The sequence below is a fragment of the Chitinophaga oryziterrae genome (assembly GCF_009758125.1).
GTDB lineage: Bacteria > Bacteroidota > Bacteroidia > Chitinophagales > Chitinophagaceae > Chitinophaga > Chitinophaga oryziterrae.
In genome coordinates this window covers 152,178-171,831 of the sequence record NZ_WRXO01000011.1, presented here as the reverse complement: position 1 = coordinate 171,831, position 19,654 = coordinate 152,178, and the positions used below count along the sequence as shown (strand labels likewise).

General features: G+C 44.3%; 16 protein-coding genes. 8 read left to right on the top strand and 8 right to left on the bottom strand.

Annotated elements, in window-relative coordinates:
• The first annotated feature begins 17 nt into the window (after window positions 1-17).
• Together manA and GO495_RS27950 are read left to right on the top strand one after the other, a co-directional pair.
• On the top strand, window positions 18-1,238 hold the full coding sequence (manA, locus tag GO495_RS27955; protein ID WP_157303250.1) for a mannose-6-phosphate isomerase, class I: 1,221 nt from the start codon (window positions 18-20) through the stop codon (window positions 1,236-1,238).
• Window positions 1,239-1,264: 26 nt separating this feature from the next.
• The gene (locus GO495_RS27950; protein ID WP_157303249.1) at window positions 1,265-1,849 is read left to right on the top strand and encodes a DUF6580 family putative transport protein; all 585 of its coding nucleotides are present in this window, start codon (window positions 1,265-1,267) and stop codon (window positions 1,847-1,849) included.
• 274 nt (window positions 1,850-2,123) lie between these two features.
• Here the strand turns inward: GO495_RS27950 and lepA are convergent, their stop codons facing one another.
• Window positions 2,124-3,914 carry a translation elongation factor 4 gene (lepA, locus tag GO495_RS27945; protein ID WP_157303248.1) on the bottom strand — a complete coding sequence of 597 codons (1,791 nt, stop codon included), beginning with the start codon at window positions 3,912-3,914 and terminating at the stop codon, window positions 2,124-2,126.
• Window positions 3,915-4,044: 130 nt separating this feature from the next.
• Here lepA and GO495_RS27940 point away from each other — a divergent pair, with 130 nt between their 5' ends.
• Genes GO495_RS27940 through GO495_RS27930 form a run of 3 tightly spaced genes read left to right on the top strand, consistent with a single transcriptional unit; the run spans window position 4,045 to window position 6,205 of the window.
• A complete protein-coding gene (locus GO495_RS27940; RefSeq protein ID WP_157303247.1) occupies window positions 4,045-4,305 on the top strand; it encodes an acyl-CoA-binding protein in 261 nt (86 codons plus the stop codon).
• 22 nt (window positions 4,306-4,327) lie between these two features.
• On the top strand, window positions 4,328-5,560 hold the full coding sequence (rocD, locus tag GO495_RS27935) for an ornithine--oxo-acid transaminase (protein ID WP_157303246.1): 1,233 nt from the start codon (window positions 4,328-4,330) through the stop codon (window positions 5,558-5,560).
• On the top strand, window positions 5,561-6,205 hold the full coding sequence (locus GO495_RS27930; protein WP_157303245.1) for a VIT1/CCC1 transporter family protein: 645 nt from the start codon (window positions 5,561-5,563) through the stop codon (window positions 6,203-6,205).
• Window positions 6,206-6,319: 114 nt separating this feature from the next.
• Here the strand turns inward: GO495_RS27930 and GO495_RS27925 are convergent, their stop codons facing one another.
• Window positions 6,320-6,706, bottom strand: coding sequence for a hypothetical protein (locus tag GO495_RS27925; protein ID WP_157303244.1), 387 nt, complete (start codon window positions 6,704-6,706; stop codon window positions 6,320-6,322).
• Window positions 6,707-6,713: 7 nt separating this feature from the next.
• Entirely contained in the window at window positions 6,714-8,903 is a 2,190-nt protein-coding gene (locus GO495_RS27920; RefSeq protein WP_157303243.1) for a S9 family peptidase, read from the bottom strand.
• Between the two features lie 251 nt (window positions 8,904-9,154).
• Between GO495_RS27920 and GO495_RS27915 the strand changes: the two genes are divergently transcribed.
• Entirely contained in the window at window positions 9,155-9,397 is a 243-nt protein-coding gene (locus GO495_RS27915) for a hypothetical protein (RefSeq protein ID WP_089787851.1), read from the top strand.
• Between the two features lie 5 nt (window positions 9,398-9,402).
• On the opposite strand, the gene GO495_RS27910 is transcribed toward GO495_RS27915, so the two are convergent.
• The 3 genes from GO495_RS27910 to GO495_RS27900 form a co-directional block, all read right to left on the bottom strand.
• Window positions 9,403-10,305, bottom strand: a complete 903-nt coding sequence (locus GO495_RS27910; protein WP_157303242.1) for a YihY/virulence factor BrkB family protein — start codon at window positions 10,303-10,305, stop codon at window positions 9,403-9,405.
• A 46-nt stretch (window positions 10,306-10,351) separates the two neighbouring features.
• Window positions 10,352-10,765, bottom strand: a complete 414-nt coding sequence (locus tag GO495_RS27905) for a hypothetical protein (protein WP_157303241.1) — start codon at window positions 10,763-10,765, stop codon at window positions 10,352-10,354.
• 88 nt (window positions 10,766-10,853) lie between these two features.
• Window positions 10,854-13,325 (bottom strand): AsmA family protein, encoded by a 2,472-nt coding sequence (locus tag GO495_RS27900; RefSeq protein WP_157303240.1) that lies wholly within the window; start codon window positions 13,323-13,325, stop codon window positions 10,854-10,856.
• 135 nt (window positions 13,326-13,460) lie between these two features.
• On the opposite strand from GO495_RS27900, the gene GO495_RS27895 reads away from it, so the two are divergent.
• Window positions 13,461-15,254 (top strand): glycoside hydrolase family 15 protein, encoded by a 1,794-nt coding sequence (locus GO495_RS27895; RefSeq protein ID WP_157303239.1) that lies wholly within the window; start codon window positions 13,461-13,463, stop codon window positions 15,252-15,254.
• 34 nt (window positions 15,255-15,288) lie between these two features.
• On the opposite strand, the gene GO495_RS27890 is transcribed toward GO495_RS27895, so the two are convergent.
• Window positions 15,289-17,460 (bottom strand): bifunctional alpha,alpha-trehalose-phosphate synthase (UDP-forming)/trehalose-phosphatase, encoded by a 2,172-nt coding sequence (locus GO495_RS27890; protein WP_157303238.1) that lies wholly within the window; start codon window positions 17,458-17,460, stop codon window positions 15,289-15,291.
• A 229-nt stretch (window positions 17,461-17,689) separates the two neighbouring features.
• Between GO495_RS27890 and GO495_RS27885 the strand changes: the two genes are divergently transcribed.
• Window positions 17,690-18,649, top strand: coding sequence for an aldo/keto reductase (locus GO495_RS27885; protein ID WP_157303237.1), 960 nt, complete (start codon window positions 17,690-17,692; stop codon window positions 18,647-18,649).
• A gap of 41 nt (window positions 18,650-18,690) precedes the next feature.
• Here GO495_RS27885 and GO495_RS27880 read toward each other — a convergent pair whose 3' ends face one another.
• Window positions 18,691-19,641, bottom strand: a complete 951-nt coding sequence (locus GO495_RS27880; RefSeq protein ID WP_157303236.1) for an NADP-dependent oxidoreductase — start codon at window positions 19,639-19,641, stop codon at window positions 18,691-18,693.
• Window positions 19,642-19,654: the final 13 nt, after the last annotated feature.

Genomic DNA, 19,654 nt, shown 5'->3' with positions numbered 1-19,654 from the left:
ATTACAAACAATATTATATGAGTGAGAAGAAATTATTCAGACTGGAAGGTAAGGTTCAACATTATGCCTGGGGTGGCTTTCATTACATTCCCGCCCTGCTGGGAATTCCTGAGACTAAAGAGCCAAGCGCTGAATACTGGATGGGCGCACACCAGAGCGCTCCCTCCGTTGTACGTGCTAACGGTGATACGACCACGCTTGATAAACAGGTGAGAGCAAATCCGGAGAAAGTACTGGGCGCTAAAGTATGGGAACGTTTCGGCGAACTGCCTTACCTGCTGAAGATCCTGGATGTAAAGGATATGTTATCCATACAGGTGCATCCTACCAAGGTGGAAGCTGAGAAGGGCTTTGCCCGTGAAAATGCAGCAGGTATCGCGCTCAATGCGGCTAACCGTAATTATAAAGATGATAATCATAAACCGGAGATCATGGTGGCGCTCAGCGAGTTCTGGCTGTTGCATGGTTTTTTACCGGAAGATAAACTGAAGCAGGTTTTACAGACTATATCCGAGTTTTCTTTCCTGTTACCTGTGTTTGAAAAAGAGGGTTATTACGGCTTGTACAAAGTGGTGATGGAAATGCCACAGGATGAAGTAAACAAGCTGTTACGTCCATTAGCAGAAAGGGTACTGCCAGCCTATCAGGCGGGTAAGTTAGCGAAATCAGATCCGGCATTCTGGACAGGCAGGGCAATTGCCAATGATCCAAAGGGACTGGACAATCTGGACAGAGGTATCTTCTCTATCTACTTCTTCAATATTATGGAAGTACATCCGGGGGATGCTGTTTTCCAGGATGCAGGTATTCCTCATGCTTATCTGGAAGGTCAGAATGTGGAGTTGATGGCTAATTCTGATAACGTATTACGTGGAGGTTTAACACCTAAGCATATTGATGTTCCTGAGTTGCTGAAACACACGCGTTTCGAAGCGGTACATCCTGCGATCCTTCAGGGCGATACGGTGAAAGGCGGACTGGAAATCATCTACAACTCTCCTGCTCCTGATTTTGTGGTAAGTAAGATTACGCTTAATCCAGGACAGCAATATGAGCATACCAGTGAAGCCACTGAGATTATGCTGGTACTGGAAGGCGATGCGGTGATTACCGGAGATGATGGTGAAGCGATTGACCTGAAGAAAGGACAATCAGTTGTTACTTATTATAATGCCGGGTATAAGATTCAGAGTCAGGCAGGTACCATTATTTATAAGGCGAGTGTACCTGTGAAATAAGTATATTTGTTCAAATAATCAACACCATGAAGAAAGATTCCATACAGGAAAACCTGGTTATCGCCTCGTTAATATTCCTGGCAATTATCTGCCGGCTTGCTACTAACAAACTGGAATTGTGGAACTTTAACGCTATAGGGGCCAGTGCATTATTTGGCGGGATCGTTATCAAAAACAAACGTCTTGCTTATTTACTGCCTTTACTGACGCTGTTTATTACAGACGTATTCTTTCAGCTGTTCACCAATATTCAAGGATTTTATGGTGGCCAGATGTTCTTTGTATATGGCGCGTTCCTGCTGATCACTTTTATTGGTACCCATATCAAAAAGGCGAATACGGTGAATGTATTCCTGGCAGCTATTGGTACTGGAGTATTGTTCTTCCTCATTTCCAACCTGGGAGTATGGATATTGTCTACACTGTACCCTCATACAGTGCAGGGATTAGTCGCCTGTTATGCAGCAGCTATTCCTTTCTACAGAAATGACCTGTTTGGAAGTTTTGCCCTGAACACGGTTTTAGGCAATGTATTTTTCACAGGCGTTTTGTTTGGAGCATGGGCTTTGATCAAACAAACTACTCTTCAGTCAAATAAACAACTGGCTTAGCATAAGTCATTGATAGATAATTAATAAGGGGCCAGCTTAAAGTAATACTTTAAGCCGGCTTTTTTGTATTAAGTTGTGACAGTAGATTCCCGGATGTTGTTGATAAATACACTGGATCTGACCGTTTAGTTCTCTGATTTAGCTTTGGAATATGGGTTCAGGATGTGTTTTCAATTCAACTTCCCCTAATATTCAACCCTATCTCTCTAATACTAAAAAGGGAGCGCTTATTACAAGCGCTCCCTTTTACTTTATCCAAATTTGATGTAAGACATTAATCATCCAGTTTCAGTACTGCCAGGAACGCTTCCTGTGGTACTTCCACATTACCTATCTGACGCATACGTTTTTTACCTTCTTTCTGTTTTTCCAGCAATTTACGTTTACGGGAGATATCACCACCATAACACTTGGCCGTCACATCTTTACGCATTGCGCTGATGTTTTCACGGGCAAGGATCTTAGCACCTACCGCTGCCTGTATGGCAATCAGGAACTGCTGGCGGGGTAATAGTTCTTTCAGTTTTTCGCAGAGCTTACGGCCAAATTCAGCCGCACGACCGCGGTGAATCAACGCACTCAAAGCATCCACTTTCTCCTGATTCAGGAGTATATCCATTTTTACGATGTCACTGTCGCGGTAACCGATAGGCGCATAGTCGAACGATGCATAACCACGGGTCTGGCTTTTCAGTTTATCATAGAAATCAAATACTATCTCAGTTAATGGTATTTCAAAGATCAGCTCTACACGGGAAGGTGTGAGATAGCTCTGATTGAGGAGATTTCCTCTTTTACCTAAACAGAGGGTCATGATATTACCGATATAATCAGGTTTGGTAATGATCTGAGCCCTGATGAAGGGTTCTTCGATACGTTCCAGGTTGGTAGGTTCCGGCATTTCAGAAGGGTTGTTCACTGTGAAAGTCTCCTTCCGGGTAGTATGCGCAATGAAGCTAACGTTTGGAACGGTAGTGATTACGGTCTGGTTAAACTCTCTTTCCAGGCGTTCCTGTACGATTTCCATGTGCAGCATGCCCAGGAATCCGCAACGGAACCCGAAACCGAGTGCCTGGGATGTTTCCAGTTCAAATGTAAGGGAAGCATCGTTCAGCTGGAGTTTCTCCATACAGTCGCGCAGTTCCTCGAAATCCTCTGTATTAACCGGGTAGATACCGGCGAATACCATTGGTTTTACCTCTTCAAAACCATTAATGGCATCAATACTGGCGTTGTTGGCGAGGGTGATGGTATCACCCACTTTCACTTCCTTCGCATTTTTGATACCGGTAATAATATAACCCACATCACCGGCTTTCACTTCCTTTTGTGGCATGAGACCCATTTTCAGGGTTCCCACCTCATCAGCAAAGTAATCCTGTCCTGTATTGATAAAACGGATCTTATCCCCTTTTTTGATAACCCCGTTAAAAATGCGGTAATAAGCGATGATCCCACGGAAGGAGTTGAATACGCTATCGAAGATCAGTGCCTGTAATGGTGCTTCGTAATCTCCTTTTGGAGCAGGGATACGTTCGATGATGGCTTCCAGGATGGCTTCGATACCGATACCCGTTTTACCGGATGCCAGCAGGATATCTTCCACTTTACAGCCTATGAGTTCTATGATCTGGTCCTGCACTTCAGGGATCATAGCACCGTCCATATCTATTTTATTGATAACCGGGATGATTTCCAGGTCATTTTCCAGCGCGAGGTACAGGTTAGAGATTGTCTGGGCCTGTATACCCTGGGCAGCATCTACCAGCAGCAGGGCTCCTTCACAGGCAGCCAGGGCGCGGGATACTTCGTATGAAAAGTCTACGTGGCCGGGAGTATCGATCAGGTTAAATACATATTGCTGACCTTTCACGATATAGTTCATCTGGATGGCATGACTCTTAATCGTAATACCTTTCTCACGTTCCAGGTCCATATCGTCCAGTACCTGAGCCTGCATATCTCTGTCGGATATAGTCTTTGTATGCTCTAACAGCCTGTCAGCCAATGTACTTTTACCATGGTCAATGTGCGCAATGATGCAAAAATTCCGGATATTCTTCATATATGCTTTTAAAACCAGGCGTTTAAGCGCCTTACGTCAGGGCGCAAAGGTATTCAAATTTTTGCGATTCCAGTACACGTGAACTTAGGGTATTTAGGAGTATTTCCCCTACATTAGTATAAAAAATATCATGGATCTCCGGCAAGAATTTGAAGCCGCAGCAGCGGCCAGTAAAACCCTCCCCTCAAAACCCGATAACGAAACACTGCTCCAACTGTATTCCCTCTACAAACAAGGCAATGAAGGTGACGTAAACGGAGAAGCGCCTTCCAATCCTTTCGACTTTGTAGCCAAAGCAAAATACAATGCCTGGGAAGAACTGAAAGGAAAATCCAAAGAGGCAGCTATGCAGGAATATATTCAGCTGGTGAATAAATTACAGGGTAAATAACAATTGACTAACTTTGGGGGGTATGTTACACACATTTAAGATCAGTGAGAAAACGCAGCACTACCTTGACCTCGAAGAGCGGTATGGTGCGCATAATTATCATCCGCTGCCAGTAGTACTGGACCGTGGAGAAGGTGTATTCCTCTATGATGTGGATGGGAAACGTTATTACGATTTCCTTTCCGGTTATTCTGCCGTAAACCAGGGGCATTGCCATCCTGCTATTATTAAAGCGCTGGTAGAACAGGCGCAGAAGCTGACGCTGACTTCCCGGGCTTTTCACAATGACCTGCTGGGAGAATATGCCGCCTTCATTACTACCTATTTCGGTTATGATAAGGTATTACCCATGAATACCGGTGTGGAAGCGGTGGAAACGGCGCTGAAGCTATGTCGTCGCTGGGGCTATGTGGTAAAGGGGATTCCTGAGAATAAAGCTAAGATCGTCGTATGCGCCAATAACTTCCACGGCCGCACGCTGAACGTAATATCCTTTAGTACTGATCCTTCTTCCCGTACGGACTTTGGTCCGTTTATGCCGGGATATGAAGTGATTCCTTATAACGACCTGCCGGCGCTGGAAAAAGTGTTACAGGACAAAAATGTAGCGGGATTCCTGGTAGAACCTATACAGGGGGAAGCCGGTGTGGTAGTACCTGATGATGGTTATCTGAAAAAGGCCCGTCAGTATTGTGAAGATGCACAGGTGCTGTTCATCGCTGATGAAATTCAGACAGGACTGGCCCGCACAGGTAAGATGCTGTGCTGTGATCATGAAAAAGTACATCCTGATATACTGATACTGGGTAAAGCTCTTTCCGGTGGTGTTTTACCGGTGGCCGCCGTATTGGCGAACGATGAGATTATGCTCACCATTAAGCCGGGAGAACATGGCAGTACCTATGGAGGTAATCCACTGGCCTGTAAGGTGGCGATTGCGGCGCTGACCGTGCTGAAGGAAGAAAAGATGAGCGAAAACGCCGAAGCCATGGGGATTTTACTGCGGGGAGAACTGGCTAAGTTATCCTCTCCTTCTATTAAAACCATCAGGGGCCGGGGTTTATTGAATGCGATCGTTATTCAGCATAATAATCCGGAAGCTGCCTGGGACCTTTGCCTTGAATTAAAAGATAATGGTCTGCTGGCCAAACCTACCCATGGTGATAAAATAAGATTTGCACCTCCACTGATCATCACTGCCACCCAGGTGAAAGAATGTGTGGAGATCATTGCCAAAAGTCTTGAAATATTATAGATGTCCAAGGAGTACAAAGCTATCCGTAGTAGTGGATGGATCACCGATTTCCTGATTGGATTTCCGGAAGGTTTATTGCTGCTGTTTTTTACTACGTTCCTTTCTCATACCCTTAATATTACTGTACAGCGGTTTTATACAGTGAATACCTGTATATGGCTGATAGGCAGTATAGTGGTGATGTTCACCGCTTACCAGGCTAATAAAGGGGATTCCCAGCATGATGAAAGTACCTTGTCCCCGAAAGAAAGACAGAAGCTGGAAAACCTGGATATCAGTGAGAATATGATTGCCGATATTGCAGAAGAAATGGCTAAGGATGCGAGCGAATGGGAGCATACTTTGCAGGAGGAAAATGTGCAGGTAAGCTATTATCATTTAGGCCGGGCGTTGCTCAATGCGCTGATTACAGGGGTGTTCTTTTTATTAGGTGGGTTGCTGCCTTTCTGGCCTTATTTATCAAATGAGAATTTTCCTGAGGCTGGTAATAAGAGCGTATTACTGGCTTTTGGCGTGATGGTGTTGTTTAGTTTTGTAAAGTCTAAAATGACAAATCAGGCGGCAATACCTTTGATACTAAGAAATGTAGCTTATACGGGAGCTGTTTGGTCAGGCGCATTTATTTTACAGTTAATATTCAGATAATTACAAAGGCTACTTACTAAAACATAATAGGCTTCCTAGCCTTTCGAAGTAGATTATTTACTGAACAATATCTGAAGGTTTTTGCAAGGCGAAACCCTGCAAAAACCAAAAATTTTAATCCTTCTTTTCTCCGCTGCAGAATAATACGCAGATGAAAGCTGCGATGGCTGCTATTAAAGATAAATACAGACCTATCCCTCTGTCCGGGCACTCTCCCATCTCACAACGGCTGAATAATAAGAAGTTACGGAAAGCCCATACCGCCATGAAGGCGGCAGTGAAGAGGTTGAACCTTGGCGCTACTTTACCTGGTACCAGGAATAAGATACCTGTTAATATTGCCATTATAATATTCAGTTTACCGGGCTCTCCGAAACGCGAACCGGCAGTACTGAGCCCCGTAAACATAACATGCTTGCTTTCTACTGTTAACCAGGGAAGAAAAGCGCTGATGATAACTATCACTACGGATACTAATCCGAAAATCCTTGCTTTTGACATAGCTGTTTTATCTGGCTCCCGGAGGGCAATGTTGTTTTAAATAAGTAGTGTATAAAGTAGAGAGATGTCTGAAAGTACCTTCTCCTTCACGGATACTGTGCGTACGGTTAGGGTAAGACATAAACTGGAATTGCTTGTTATAGCGTACCAGCTCATTCACCAGCATTTCCGCATTCTGGTAATGTACATTATCATCACCGGTACCATGAATATACAGAAGATTCCCCTGTAAGTTCTTTGCGTAAGTGATGGGAGACCCCGCTACAAAATCCGCCCTGTTTTCCTGTGGTAATCCCATATAACGTTCCTGGTAGATGTTATCGTAAGTAAGCTGATTGCCTACTGCCGCAATAGCAATACCTGTCTTATAGATGGCAGGATACTGGAACATCAGGTTCAGCGTCATGGAACCTCCGCCGCTCCAGCCCCATACGGCTACGCGGGAAGTATCTATGTATTTATGGCGGTTAAACAGCGCCTGAGCGCCCTGTGCCTGATCACGTGCATTGATGATACCAACTTTGCGGTAGATGCATTTACGCCACTCACGGCCCTTAGGAACAGGTGTGCCGCGGTTATCCATCGTCACATAGATGTATCCGTCCTCTGCCATGTTACCATCGTAAAGGAAGTTACGGCCTGCCCCATATTGATCTGTTGCAGTAGCACCGGCAGGTTCACCGTATACATAAAATACAATCGGGTATTTTTTAGTAGAATCGAAGTTGTTGGGCCTGGCCATCCAGCCATCCATGGTAACACCATCAGCCGTTGTTACCTGGAAGAATTCCTGCTGCTGTGCATAACGGGCGGATAGCAGGTTCCTGAAAACAGGATTGCCTTCCCCGCTTTTATGCGTTGGCAGGTATACTATTTCGCTTTGTGGCGGGAAGAAATGATTGGAGAATTTATGCAATGCATACTGGGCATCCGGAGAGATCTCGTATTCATGCGTACCTTCTTCTGTTATGGGAGAAACTCGCTCCGGTGCACTTTTACCATCCAGGGTCACTTTGTACAGGAACTGCTGGGTCGCATTATCCGGAGAGGCCAGGATATATGCCTGGTTATGTGTTTCGTCTATACTAAGCAGGTTGATCACATCATATTTACCAGGTGTGAGCAGCGTTTCTTTACCATTCATATCGATACGGTAGAGGTGACGCCATCCATCCTTTTCACTTACCCATACAAAAGAGTTTGCTTCTTTATTCCAGTCCCAGCCGGCGATATCATGTTCATTCCAGCGGGATTTTACATCCAGCCAGGCAGGGTCACTTTCGGTATACAGCTTCTTTGCCTTTCCGGTAACTGCATTACATATATATAAGATGCTTTCGTTCTGTTTACGGTTTAACTGCTGAATGATCAGGTCGTTTTTACCGGGTTGCCATTCCATACGGGGAATGTAGTGCTGTTGTGCATCGCCCGGCACCTGTAACCAGGTGGTTTTAGCGGTAGCAAGGTCCACTACCCCAACACGGCAGGCAGAAGGACTTTCACCTGCTTTGGGGTATTCTACCGGTACGGTAAAAGAGTAGATGGAATCTGTGTTATCTATCATCAGAAAATCCCTGATCTTATTGGCATTTATCTGCCAGTAAGCAATGGATTTACTATCCGGGCTCCAGCGGAAACCATCACGGCAACTGAACTCTTCTTCATAGGCCCAGTCGAAAGTACCATTGATCAGATGGCTGGTGCCATCCTGTGTTAAAGCCTTTCTTTTATTAGTAGCGAGATCTTCCACATAGATATTATGCCCGCTTACATACGCCACCTGTAAGCCATCCGGAGATAACTTAGCGAACATCATAGAAGAGGCTGGTAAGCCTTTTCCCAGCTGCTTCAGGCTATTGGTAGCCAGGTCCAGTATCCAGTAATCGCCACGGGTATCATAGCGCCAAACCTTCTTAGCATTGGTATATATCAATAGTTTCTTTTCATCAGCAGAAAAAGCGAAATCTCTGACATCCAGCGGACTTCCACCGGCGGGGGTTAACTGGGCAGCAGTGATTTTATCAGTCTTTTTGCTGTCTTTTAGCTGGTAGGCTACAATGGCAGCCCCATTTTGCATATACATGGCTTGTCCATCACGGCTCCACTTGGTGGACTCGCCCGGTTGAGCCTGTGCGTAACCTGCCAGCAAACAAAGAATAAGGGAAATAAATCCCCTCAAATAACGAAGTGATCCCATTTGACGAATTTGAAGCGGCAATATAAATCATTTTAATAAGCCATGGGTAAGCCTGACCTGTGGAAAACCCATTGTGGAAAAGTTTTATACGAGTGAATAACAACAAGTTATTAATATAATTTATATATTTATACCGGCAAAACAAATTAGCACAGTAATTGTACTTTAATCTGTGTGAAGAGCCGGGACATATACATAGCCATATTTGATCAATTCAATTAATTACTAATATCCTTTGAAAATCGTTTAACATGATTCAAGTAACTTATTCCTACAAGAACCGAGAATTTTTTCAGTTGGAAGACTCTTTTATGAATCAACTTGCACAGATGGGTGTAAGACAGATGCATGCATTACTGGAGCCTTTATCCGACTCTTTATTAAATGAAAACGGGAAGATCAGGATCAACCTGGACCAGCATCCTAAGATTGAACTGGAAGGATTCAGCAGCCAGATCAAGAATGAAATTGAGAGTATTATGCGGGGGGAGTAATCAGATTATTCCACATCAGCCAGTTCGTAAAAGGTAGCTTTCCGTAACGGTTGCATTGGCCGCTTCTTGTATTCGCTCCACGTTTTTGTAAAAGCAGCCCCATAGTAAAATATGATAGCGCTGTAAAAGATGAAGAGCATTAACAGTACGGCCGAAGCAGAAGCTCCGTAAAGCAATCCAAGGTTGCCCCCAGATAACAACCTTCTCAGGAGTAATTTCCCTATATTAAATAATACACCGGTTAAAAGTGCGCCTGCAAACGCCACTTTCCAGTCGGGCCGTGCATCTGGTAAATAACGGAACAGTACCGCGAACCAGGCTGTAACAATGATGAGTGATACCAATTGGGTAAACACACCGTTGAATACAAAGGCTACACCCGGATAGAGGTCCTGTATATAGTTGCCTAAGAACGCGTGTGCGCTCTCTGCCATTAGTCCTGCCAGGAACAGGATACCGGCGGCCCCTATCACTATCAGTGAACGGAGCCTGCCCAGGATGGATTGCAGAAAGTTTTCCTTTTCGGTAATGCGGATCATCCAGAGCTGGTTGAGGGAGCTTTTTATGACTTTAAGTAAGGTAGTGGAAACGAATAAGAGGAATATAAACAGGACAATGGCTACGGGCCATGTCTGGGCTAATCCTCTGAAACCTCTTAGGGTAATGATTACCTGTTGGGCACTCTCCTTCCCTACAATATCTCCCAGTCGCAGGAATAGTTGTTTACCGATGCTTTTACGGTCGAAGAGCAATCCCATTACCTGGATGAGGATCAGTAATATGGGGGGTAACGCGAAACTCGCAAAAAAAGCAGTGGCTCCTGCCAAACGCAGGGGATCATTGATCTGCAGCAGTCGAAAGGCTGCCTTTAATGTGTATACTATTCCTTTCAGATATGTGCCGGACATATAATTCTACATGGTCGTCCTTATAACAATAAAAAACCATGCCTTGTTATTTCGATAATGTGAAAAAATCCTGTTTCACCTGAATCTTATCAGGTATGGCGGTATTATCGAAGATCAATGTGTTAAAAAGGAAAGCCGAATCTGAAAAAGCCGTGATTTCACAAAGTGTGGAATCCAGGTTGAAATAAGATTGGGTGATGGGTTCGTACTTCATGGAGTCCAGGCTGTAGTTGATATACATCAGTGCATACTTAGACTGGAAGTTAATCCAGGCAGCACCTGCCCCATAATCCGTTACTTCGTTCTTTGTATAAATAGTATCTCCGTTCTCCAGTGTATATTCCTTGCTGATGGATTGAGAGATATTCCATTTGCCTGTATAGTTGTACTGTTGTACAGTATTGTTATCTTTTTTACAGGAAATGAAAGTCAGCAGAGATAAAGCCAGTATTTTCCTCATGGATGTAATTCGTTGAAAGGCTGCAAAATTAGATCATTTCTGTCAAATGATTGATAAACAATCATTAAACGCCGTTTCTCCGAAAATGTTACTTTAGTTCTTTATCTTTTTCTTCTGCCGGATTGCCTTTCCCTCCCAGCTTGATCTTCACCTTCCCATTACTATCATCAGTAGCATGCAGGTGCAATATAATACCCCTACGGCTACGTTTTTTCCTTTCTTTCACATCTGTGATGCCTTCATCCTTACTGGGGTTACGTAGCGGAACATCTATATATAAATCAGTACCGGCGGGCATTCCATACACTCCGCTTACATTCATGTACAGCGCACTTGAATTGATCTGCATGGGGGGAATCAGGATCTTGTTTCCCTGTAGTGTCAATGTATTTTTAAGATTATCGAACGTAATATTTCCCAGGTTGCGTTTGCGGAACACGACGTCGCCTATGTCTTCAATGGGCGTAAAATGAATCAATGCGCCCTGACGGAGATCGAAGCTGAGTGTGCCATACATCGATTGTGGCGCCATCTGACCGTTGTCTCTTACATTGCCGCTGAGATCCGCTTTGGCGGAGATGATACCCTGCAGGTTTTTAGCACTCAGGGACTTCATCCCAAAATTATCAAATGCATAAAACAACTGGTCTATGTGTACATTACTGATATCAGTATTGATTTTAAAACGGTTATTGGTGCCATCCTGTTTTACATTACCTGTTAACTGGATACTGCCGCCTGCATGTGATAAAGCAATTTTCCTCAACAGGACCTCTGTCTGTGAAAGCGCTATATCAGCGGTTACTTTCTGGGCGATGAAATGACTATAGGTGAGTTTATCTACCAGGACTTTCAAATTCACATTACAGGAATTGAGCATTACGTTCAACTGGCTGGCTACCCGGTTGACTTTCCTTCTGTTGGCCGCTTTGGAGACAGCCACACCGGATTTACGTTTACCCAGGAATGAGCGGAATTCATCCAGACTGATAGCAGGACTGCGAACGTTCCAGTCGAGTTGCAGTTTTTCCGGCGCGGTGAAATACAGGTTGGCGATATTACGTACACTTCCGTCCATCAGCAGGCTGCTGTTCTGTGTCTGAATGCTGATATCTTTCAGGTAGAGGTCCTGCCCGGTGAAATCCAGCGTAGCATTACAGTTTTTGAATTGCAGATTACGTGGAGTGTATTCCAGTACGCCTTGCTTTATCTGTACAGTTCCCTTCAGATAAGGAGTGATGGTATCGCCGGTGGCAATCCCGCCTTTATAATACAGGGCGGCTTTAGCAGTGCCGGAAGTGAAGCTGAACACCGCATCGCCATTAGTCGCATTATTCAGATCGGTAAGCGGGAATTCAGACCTGAAATAACCGGTGAGCACCGGATGCCGCAGGTTGGTGATATGTACGGTATCAGCCATTACGGGAATACCATAACAACGGGCTTTCAGGCTGTATAAACTGATGGTTGAATTATCATCAGTGCGGGGTTGTCCTTTAACCCATTCATTGGTAAATCCTCCGCCAAAGCTGCATTCACTCAGTTCCAGGCCTTTGGTGACAGCGACGTTGTCCGTTGTTTTCCATGTCACATTCACCAGCGGTAAATCGTGTGGCACCATATGTCCGGTAAGAGCAAACTCTGCATCCAGTGGTTTTTGCAGGTCAATGCTGTCCAGTCTTTCCGATATTTTAGGTGTGAGCCAGGAGGATGCCTGACTGAGCAATACTTTCTCTGCTACAATATGTATGTTGAACTGGCGTACGCTATCTCCAAAAGAGAAATTTGCTCCTGCTGAGATAGGTTGTCCATCTATTTCAAATCCCTGCTGAGGAATAAAAAGTATTTTCTTTTTCCTGTTGAACTGAACATCCAGTGATGTTTCCACGCGTTTGTTCTTAATAAAACTACCGCGGACTGTATTGAATGAGAAGCTTTTTACCAGTACGGACGTACTCATGGAGAATACCCAGCCGGTATCATTATTCTTTAGTGTACCCTTCAGTTTATCAATATCAAAATCAAACAGTTTTTTCTTTTCCTGGTTATCCATCACAAAGCGCATGTCTATGAGCTGCAGCCTGGTAATATCCGGCCCCATACTACGGCCACCTGCCGTAGCGCTGTCTCCCTGCGCTTTACGTTTTAACACACTGGTATTGGAGTAACCGGTACTGTCTGTATACAAATAGATAGTACCCCTTTCCAGGGTTACCTGTTTTATGTCCAGTTTCTTATGTAACAGTGCAAGGGTGTTTACTTTTATGAAAACGCGGGAGACTTCCAGCAGGTTATGATGATGTTGTGCCCACAGGCTGTCTTTCACGGAGAGGTTTTGCAGAGAAACGGAGATATCAGGAAAACTGCGCACCAGCGAGGGTTCTATGTCTCTGATCATCAGCTGGCCACCATGCAGGCGGTCGTTGAGAATATCACTGATCTGATGTAAAAGTTCTGCTTTATGTTGTCGTATGTACCACGCCAATCCCAGCCAAAGGATTATCAGCACTCCCAGGAAGCTACCAAAAACAATGAAGGCTATACGAATCCATTTCCGCATATTGAAATTTACGAAAAAAGAAGCATTTGATTTATAAGATGTTAAAACAATTGAAAACAAAGTTAGTTGGAATGGCTTTTGCGTAAAGATTGAACGATTGCAGCGGACAAATGTATTAAACGGAACTACTCAGTTATGGAAAGACATACCTATCAGACGGGTCTCATTGGGAATTGTGCCTACCTGGCGCACGTTAATATGAATACGAATATCGACTGGCTTTGCTGGCCCCGCATGGATAGCAGCTTTGTTTTCGGCGGTATGCTGGATAAGAACAAGGGCGGGGAATTTTCCATACTGCCGGCGGATACGTATACATCGAAACAGTATTACCTGGAAAATACGAATGTATTGTGTACGGAGATCACCAGTACGACTGGTAAATACAGGATCATAGATTATGCACCACGCTTTTATCAGTATGAGCGCTATTTTAAGCCTTTGATGCTGATCCGTAAGATAGAGATGCTGGAAGGCACTCCCCGTGTAAGAGTGAAGTGTGAACCGGTATGTGACTATGGAGGCCGTAAGCTGAGGGCACAACGGGGCAGCAATCATATAGAATTCCTGGGCTGTGAGGAAAATATCCGGCTTACTACCAACATCCCCATGAGTTATCTTTTTGAAGGAGAATACTTTGTACTCAATGAGGATAAGTACCTGTTGTTAAGTTATGGGAATCCCCTGGAAGCCCCGTTAAACAGTACCGCAGAGACTTTTCTGCGGGAAACTACCCAATACTGGCGTACCTGGATCAAACACTCCAATATTGCCAACTTTTACCAGCCGGCCGTGATCCGTTCAGCCCTGGCGCTGAAGATCCACCAGTACGAAGATACCGGGGCCATTATTGCAGCCAGTACTACCAGTCTGCCGGAATCTCCGGGCAGCGGCCGTAACTGGGATTACCGTTATTGCTGGTTGCGGGATACTTACTATGTAATTATGGCGTTGAACCATATTGGTCATTTTGAAGAAATGGAGAAGTATTTTAGCTATGTAGCGGATATTTCTTTTTCAGGAGATAACAGGTATCAGCCCCTTTATGGTATAACAGGCCAAAAGAACCTCACAGAGCAGATTTTACCTCATCTGGATGGATATATGGGCAACCAGCCTGTAAGGGTCGGAAATCAGGCTTATGAGCATATACAAAACGACATTTACGGGCAGGTGTTAATTTCCATGCTGCCATTGTATACAGATCACCGTTTTATATTCTCCGAAAGGAAGGATTCTACCTGGTGGATAGAATATCTGTTGAATAAGATCGAGAATACTATAGATGAAAAAGATGCGGGCATATGGGAGTTCCGCAATTTTGCCAATATTCATTGTTACAGTAACCTGTTCCAGTGGGCCGGTTGTTCTGCCGCGGAGAAAATGGCCCATACTATCGGCAATAAAGAACTGGAAGAAAGGGCTGTTTCGTTGAAAAACCGTGCGGCAGCGCATATAGAAAGCTGTTATGATCCTGTACGTAAAGTGTATACCAACGCAACTGGCAGTCAGCATCTGGATGCCAGTACTTTACAGCTGATCATGATGAATTACCTGGACCCAACTTCAGAAAGAGCAAAAGATCATCTGATTGCGCTGGAGCAGGAGCTGAAAACGCCGAATGGATTGTTTTACAGATATCTTCATTCTGATGATTTCGGAAAGCCAAAAACAACGTTCCTCGTATGTGCGTTCTGGTATGTGGAAGCGCTGGCTTGTGTCGGGCGTTTGGATGATGCGGTGAAAGAGTTTGAGAACCTGATGAAATATTCCAATCACCTGTTATTATTCAGTGAAGATGTGGATGAGGAGAATGGCAGTCAGTGGGGGAATTTCCCGCAGGCGTACAGTCATGTGGGATTGATGAATGCAGCTTACAGGATCGCCATGAAACTGGACCTCCCGATATTTACGTTGAACAGGAAGTAAGAAGAAGCCCCCGGGATTCCGGGGGCTTCTTCTGTTAAGCGATCAGCGATCTCAAAAATGATCTCACTTCCAGGTAATTCCTTAAATAATATTTAGCAGCAGATACCTGGCTGCCTACTTTAATAGTAACGGCATCCTGCGGTAATGCTTTAAAGATATCTTCATCCGTATAATCATCACCGATAGCCAGTTTAAATCCAAACTCCCTGTCCTGGATCCAGGACAGGGTTGCTTTCCCTTTGTTGATCTCTACGTTCTTTATCTCTATTACTTTATCTCCGGGTAGTAATTGTAATCCGATATCACTGGTGAAGTAGCGTAATGTATTCATTAATTCATTGGCACGTAATTCACCTAATCCGGATTCTACTTTACGATAATGCCATACCAGAGAGAAACTCTTTTCTTCTATGAAAGAACCAGGAGTACGGTCTGTAAATGTTTCGAGTATAGGTAGTATATCCTGTTTCCATTGGTCTGTGAGTCCGGGTAACTTCTGCCATTCTTCACCCTGTTTCTTTTGCCAGGCACCATGTTCAGCAATCAGGTCCAGATTCAGATGTCCCATCCATTGCTCCAGTGTTTCATGGTTACGTCCGCTGATCATGACCACCTGATTGGCCGGATCATCGGACAGATCTTTTAATAACTGGTATAGATCCTTATCCGGCGAGGCCGCATCCATATCTGCATTGAAGCCCACCAATGTGCCATCGTAATCCAGGAAAATAGCACGTTTGCCACCTGCTTTATAATCTCTCGATACATGTTTCTGCATGTCGAGGCTCATACGGCGGGCCAGCATGGACTGCTGCATGAGTTTTACTTCCTGCAGGCGGGCCATGAACAGTTTTACCCAGTGAGCGATGTTGAATTTGGAGACTACCTGCCGCATGGGCTTCATACGACGGGCCTGTTCTTCTTCCGGCATGTTCAGCGCTTCGTACAATGCGCGTGCGATGGCCCCGATGTTGTTGGGGTTCACTATTAATGCATCTATGAGTTCTTTGGAAGCGCCTGCCATTTCACTGAGGATCAACACACCTGTATTATTGATACGACTGGCAATATATTCCTTACTGACGAGGTTCATACCATCGCGCATAGGTGTTACCAGTCCTACATCGGCAAAGTTGTATAATGCAGATAATGTTTCTACCGGGAATGAACGGTAGAAATAATTTATCGGGTGCCAGTTCATGGTACGGAAACGCGCATTGATACCACCAACGATCCTGTCTATTGTTTCCTTTAGTTCTTTATATTTTGGAACAGTGTCCCTGGAAGGAACAACGATCATATACAATACTACTTTCTCAATATATTCCGGGTATAATTGCAGGAACAATTCGAATGCGTCCAGGCGTTGAATGATACCTTTGCTGTAATCCAGCCGGTCTATCGACAGCACCATATGTGTATGCTGGAAATTTTCGCGTAAGCTTTCCAATTGTTTTAATACTTCAGGATCGCTGGACAGTAATTCAAATTTATTATTGTCTATCCCCATCGGGAATGTTTCAGCTACTACTGCCCTGTCGTTTACGAGTACCACGTTAGACGAAGCATTCACCGGTAACAAACGGGTAACTGCATTCAGGAAATGGTGACTGTCATCAAAGGTATGAAAGCCCAATAAATCGGCGCCTAACATACCTTCCAGTATTTCTGCACGCCAGGGTATTAAGCGGAATAATTCAAAAGAAGGGAACGGGATATGCTGGAAATAACCGATCGCTACATCGGGTAAAGAAGTACGGACCATACCCGGTAACAGTAATAACTGGTAGTCGTGAATCCAGATCACATCTCCTGGTTCTGCCACCTCCAGTATTGCGTCTCTGAACTTGCTGTTTACCTGGTAATAAAAATCCCAGTAAACCTGGTCATATCGGGCATAAACGGCCATATAGTGGAAAACAGGCCACAATACCTCATTAGAAAATCCCTCATAATAGTTATTGATTTCTTCCTGTGTCAGATAAACCGGCATCAGGTTCATCTCTCCTAACTGTTCTCTGATACCGGGTTGAGCATCTTCGTGAACTTCTATTCCGGGCCATCCTATCCAGATATTGTACCCCTGCCTGTAAATGGAGCCCAGCCCCGTGGCCAAACCACCCTCACTCGGATTTAACAGGTACTCACCCTCTTTTTCTGTAATCTTTACTGGCAGCCTGTTAGATACAATAATGGTTTTACTCATAATACAGTTGTCTTTAAATCAAAAAATCAAAGCTATCAGCGATGCCTGTTCTATATAATAGAATGCACTTACAAAAAACGCTCCTTAAATTAGTACGGGAAAGAATACTGCCCCCGGGTTATGCTGGTACAGATAATAGGGATGTGATAGGAGCCACAAAGTTACGGTATTTTTTTTACGTCATATCTGGTATCCCTTTTGCGGCAATAAAGCAATTAAATCATTTATAATGGAACAAAGACAGTTAGGTAAATCTCAATTAAAGGTAGCTCCATTGGCATTTGGCGGGAATGTTTTTGGATGGACAGCAGATGAAGCAACATCATTTAAATTATTAGATGCATTTGTGGCAGCAGGTTTTAATCTGATAGATACGGCAGACGTGTATTCCAGATGGGTACCGGGTAATAAGGGTGGAGAATCTGAAACGATCATTGGTAAATGGCTGAAGAAAAGCGGGCAACGGGATAAGGTGGTGATTGCATCTAAAGTGGGTGCTGAAATGGCGCCTGATAAAAAAGGATTATCTCCGCAATATATTGAGAAAGCGATCGAGGATTCTTTGCGTCGTTTACAGACCGATTATATAGATCTTTATCAGACACATTATGATGATCTTTCTACTCCTGTTGAAGTTACGCTGGAGGCATATTCGAAGCTGATCAAAGCGGGGAAGGTCCGCGTTATCGGCACTTCCAATATGAGCCCTGAAAGGCTATTGTTATCACTGGATGCCAGCGAGCAGCATGGATATCCAAGGTATGAGACATTACAGCCTGAATATAATCTCTACAAGCGTCAGAAATTTGAGAAAGAGTATGAGCCTATTACACAACAATACGGATTGGGGGTGATCAGTTATTATTCGCTGGCCAGTGGTTTTCTGAGTGGGAAATACCGGAATAAAGAAGATGCGGCCAAGAGTCCGCGCGGACAACATGCGCTGAGCTATTTAGATGAACGCGGGCAGAATATTTTAGATACCCTGGATGAGGTAGCGAAGAGTTATCATACAACACCGGCCAGTGTGGCCATTGCATGGTTAGTGCAGCGGGCAGGGATTACAGCGCCTATTGTAAGCGCGACTAAAACAGAACAGCTGGATGAGTTGATGAAAGCAACGCAGTTGAATTTAGATGCAGGAGCATTGGAGAAATTGAATATAGCAAGTGATTATACGGAAGATTGAATCATAAAATAAAGCGGGTGTATGATACACCCGCTTTATTTTTAATTGATTTTTATCACTGTTTTCCCTTTGCCTTTTGCCTGACGGCTCAACGCAATTGCCGCCGGTACTTCATCCAGGCTAATTACCTGTTCTACCGGCACATGTAGCAGGCCACTATCCACAGCATCTGTTAAAGCGTCCAGGGAAGCAACAGTACCTTTCATTTCAAAGTTACCGCCGGTAAGACCTTTTTCTTTCAGGTCATTATCATCAGCCACAAAAGTAGTGGTTAATGCAACACCGCCTTTTTTCACTAAGCCGCTCATGGTTTTAAATGCATCAGGGTTACTGGCCACATCTATCAATCCATCTACTCCATCAGGATATTTTGTTTTTATCTGTTGTTCTACTGATAATTTTTTGTAATTGATAGTTTCTTTTGCACCCAGTTTAGTCACCCGTTCAACATCTTTTTCATCGCCTACAGTAGCAATGACATAAATGCCCTGCATGGTTGCCAGTTGCGTTACAAAAGAACCTACTCCACCGGTAGCACCTATCAGTAAAAGGATCTGTTCATGTTTCAATCCTGATTTTTCTATCAGTTGCTGCGCCGTCATACCAGCAGTAGGTATTGCAGCAGCTTCCAGCATGGATGCTTTTTCAGGGGTACCTGAGATCAATGCCTTTTCCGGTACGATGGCATATTCTGCATAGGCACCTTCACCAATAGGAGAATGGATAAACTGACCATAGACATTATCACCTGCTTTGAAACGGGTTACTCCCTCTCCCACTGCTTCCACAGTACCGGCGGCATCATTGCCCATAATAAGCGGGAACTGGTGCTTCATATGTCCATCCATGATACCGTCAATCAATTTCCAGTCGTACGGATTGATACCTGCTGCGGCTACACGTATTAACAGTGTACCTGGTCTCAGTGTGGGGGTAGGCAGCTCCATTACTTCAGGAGCATCTTTAAATTTAGAAACTGCAATAGCTTTCATGAGTTTTAACAAA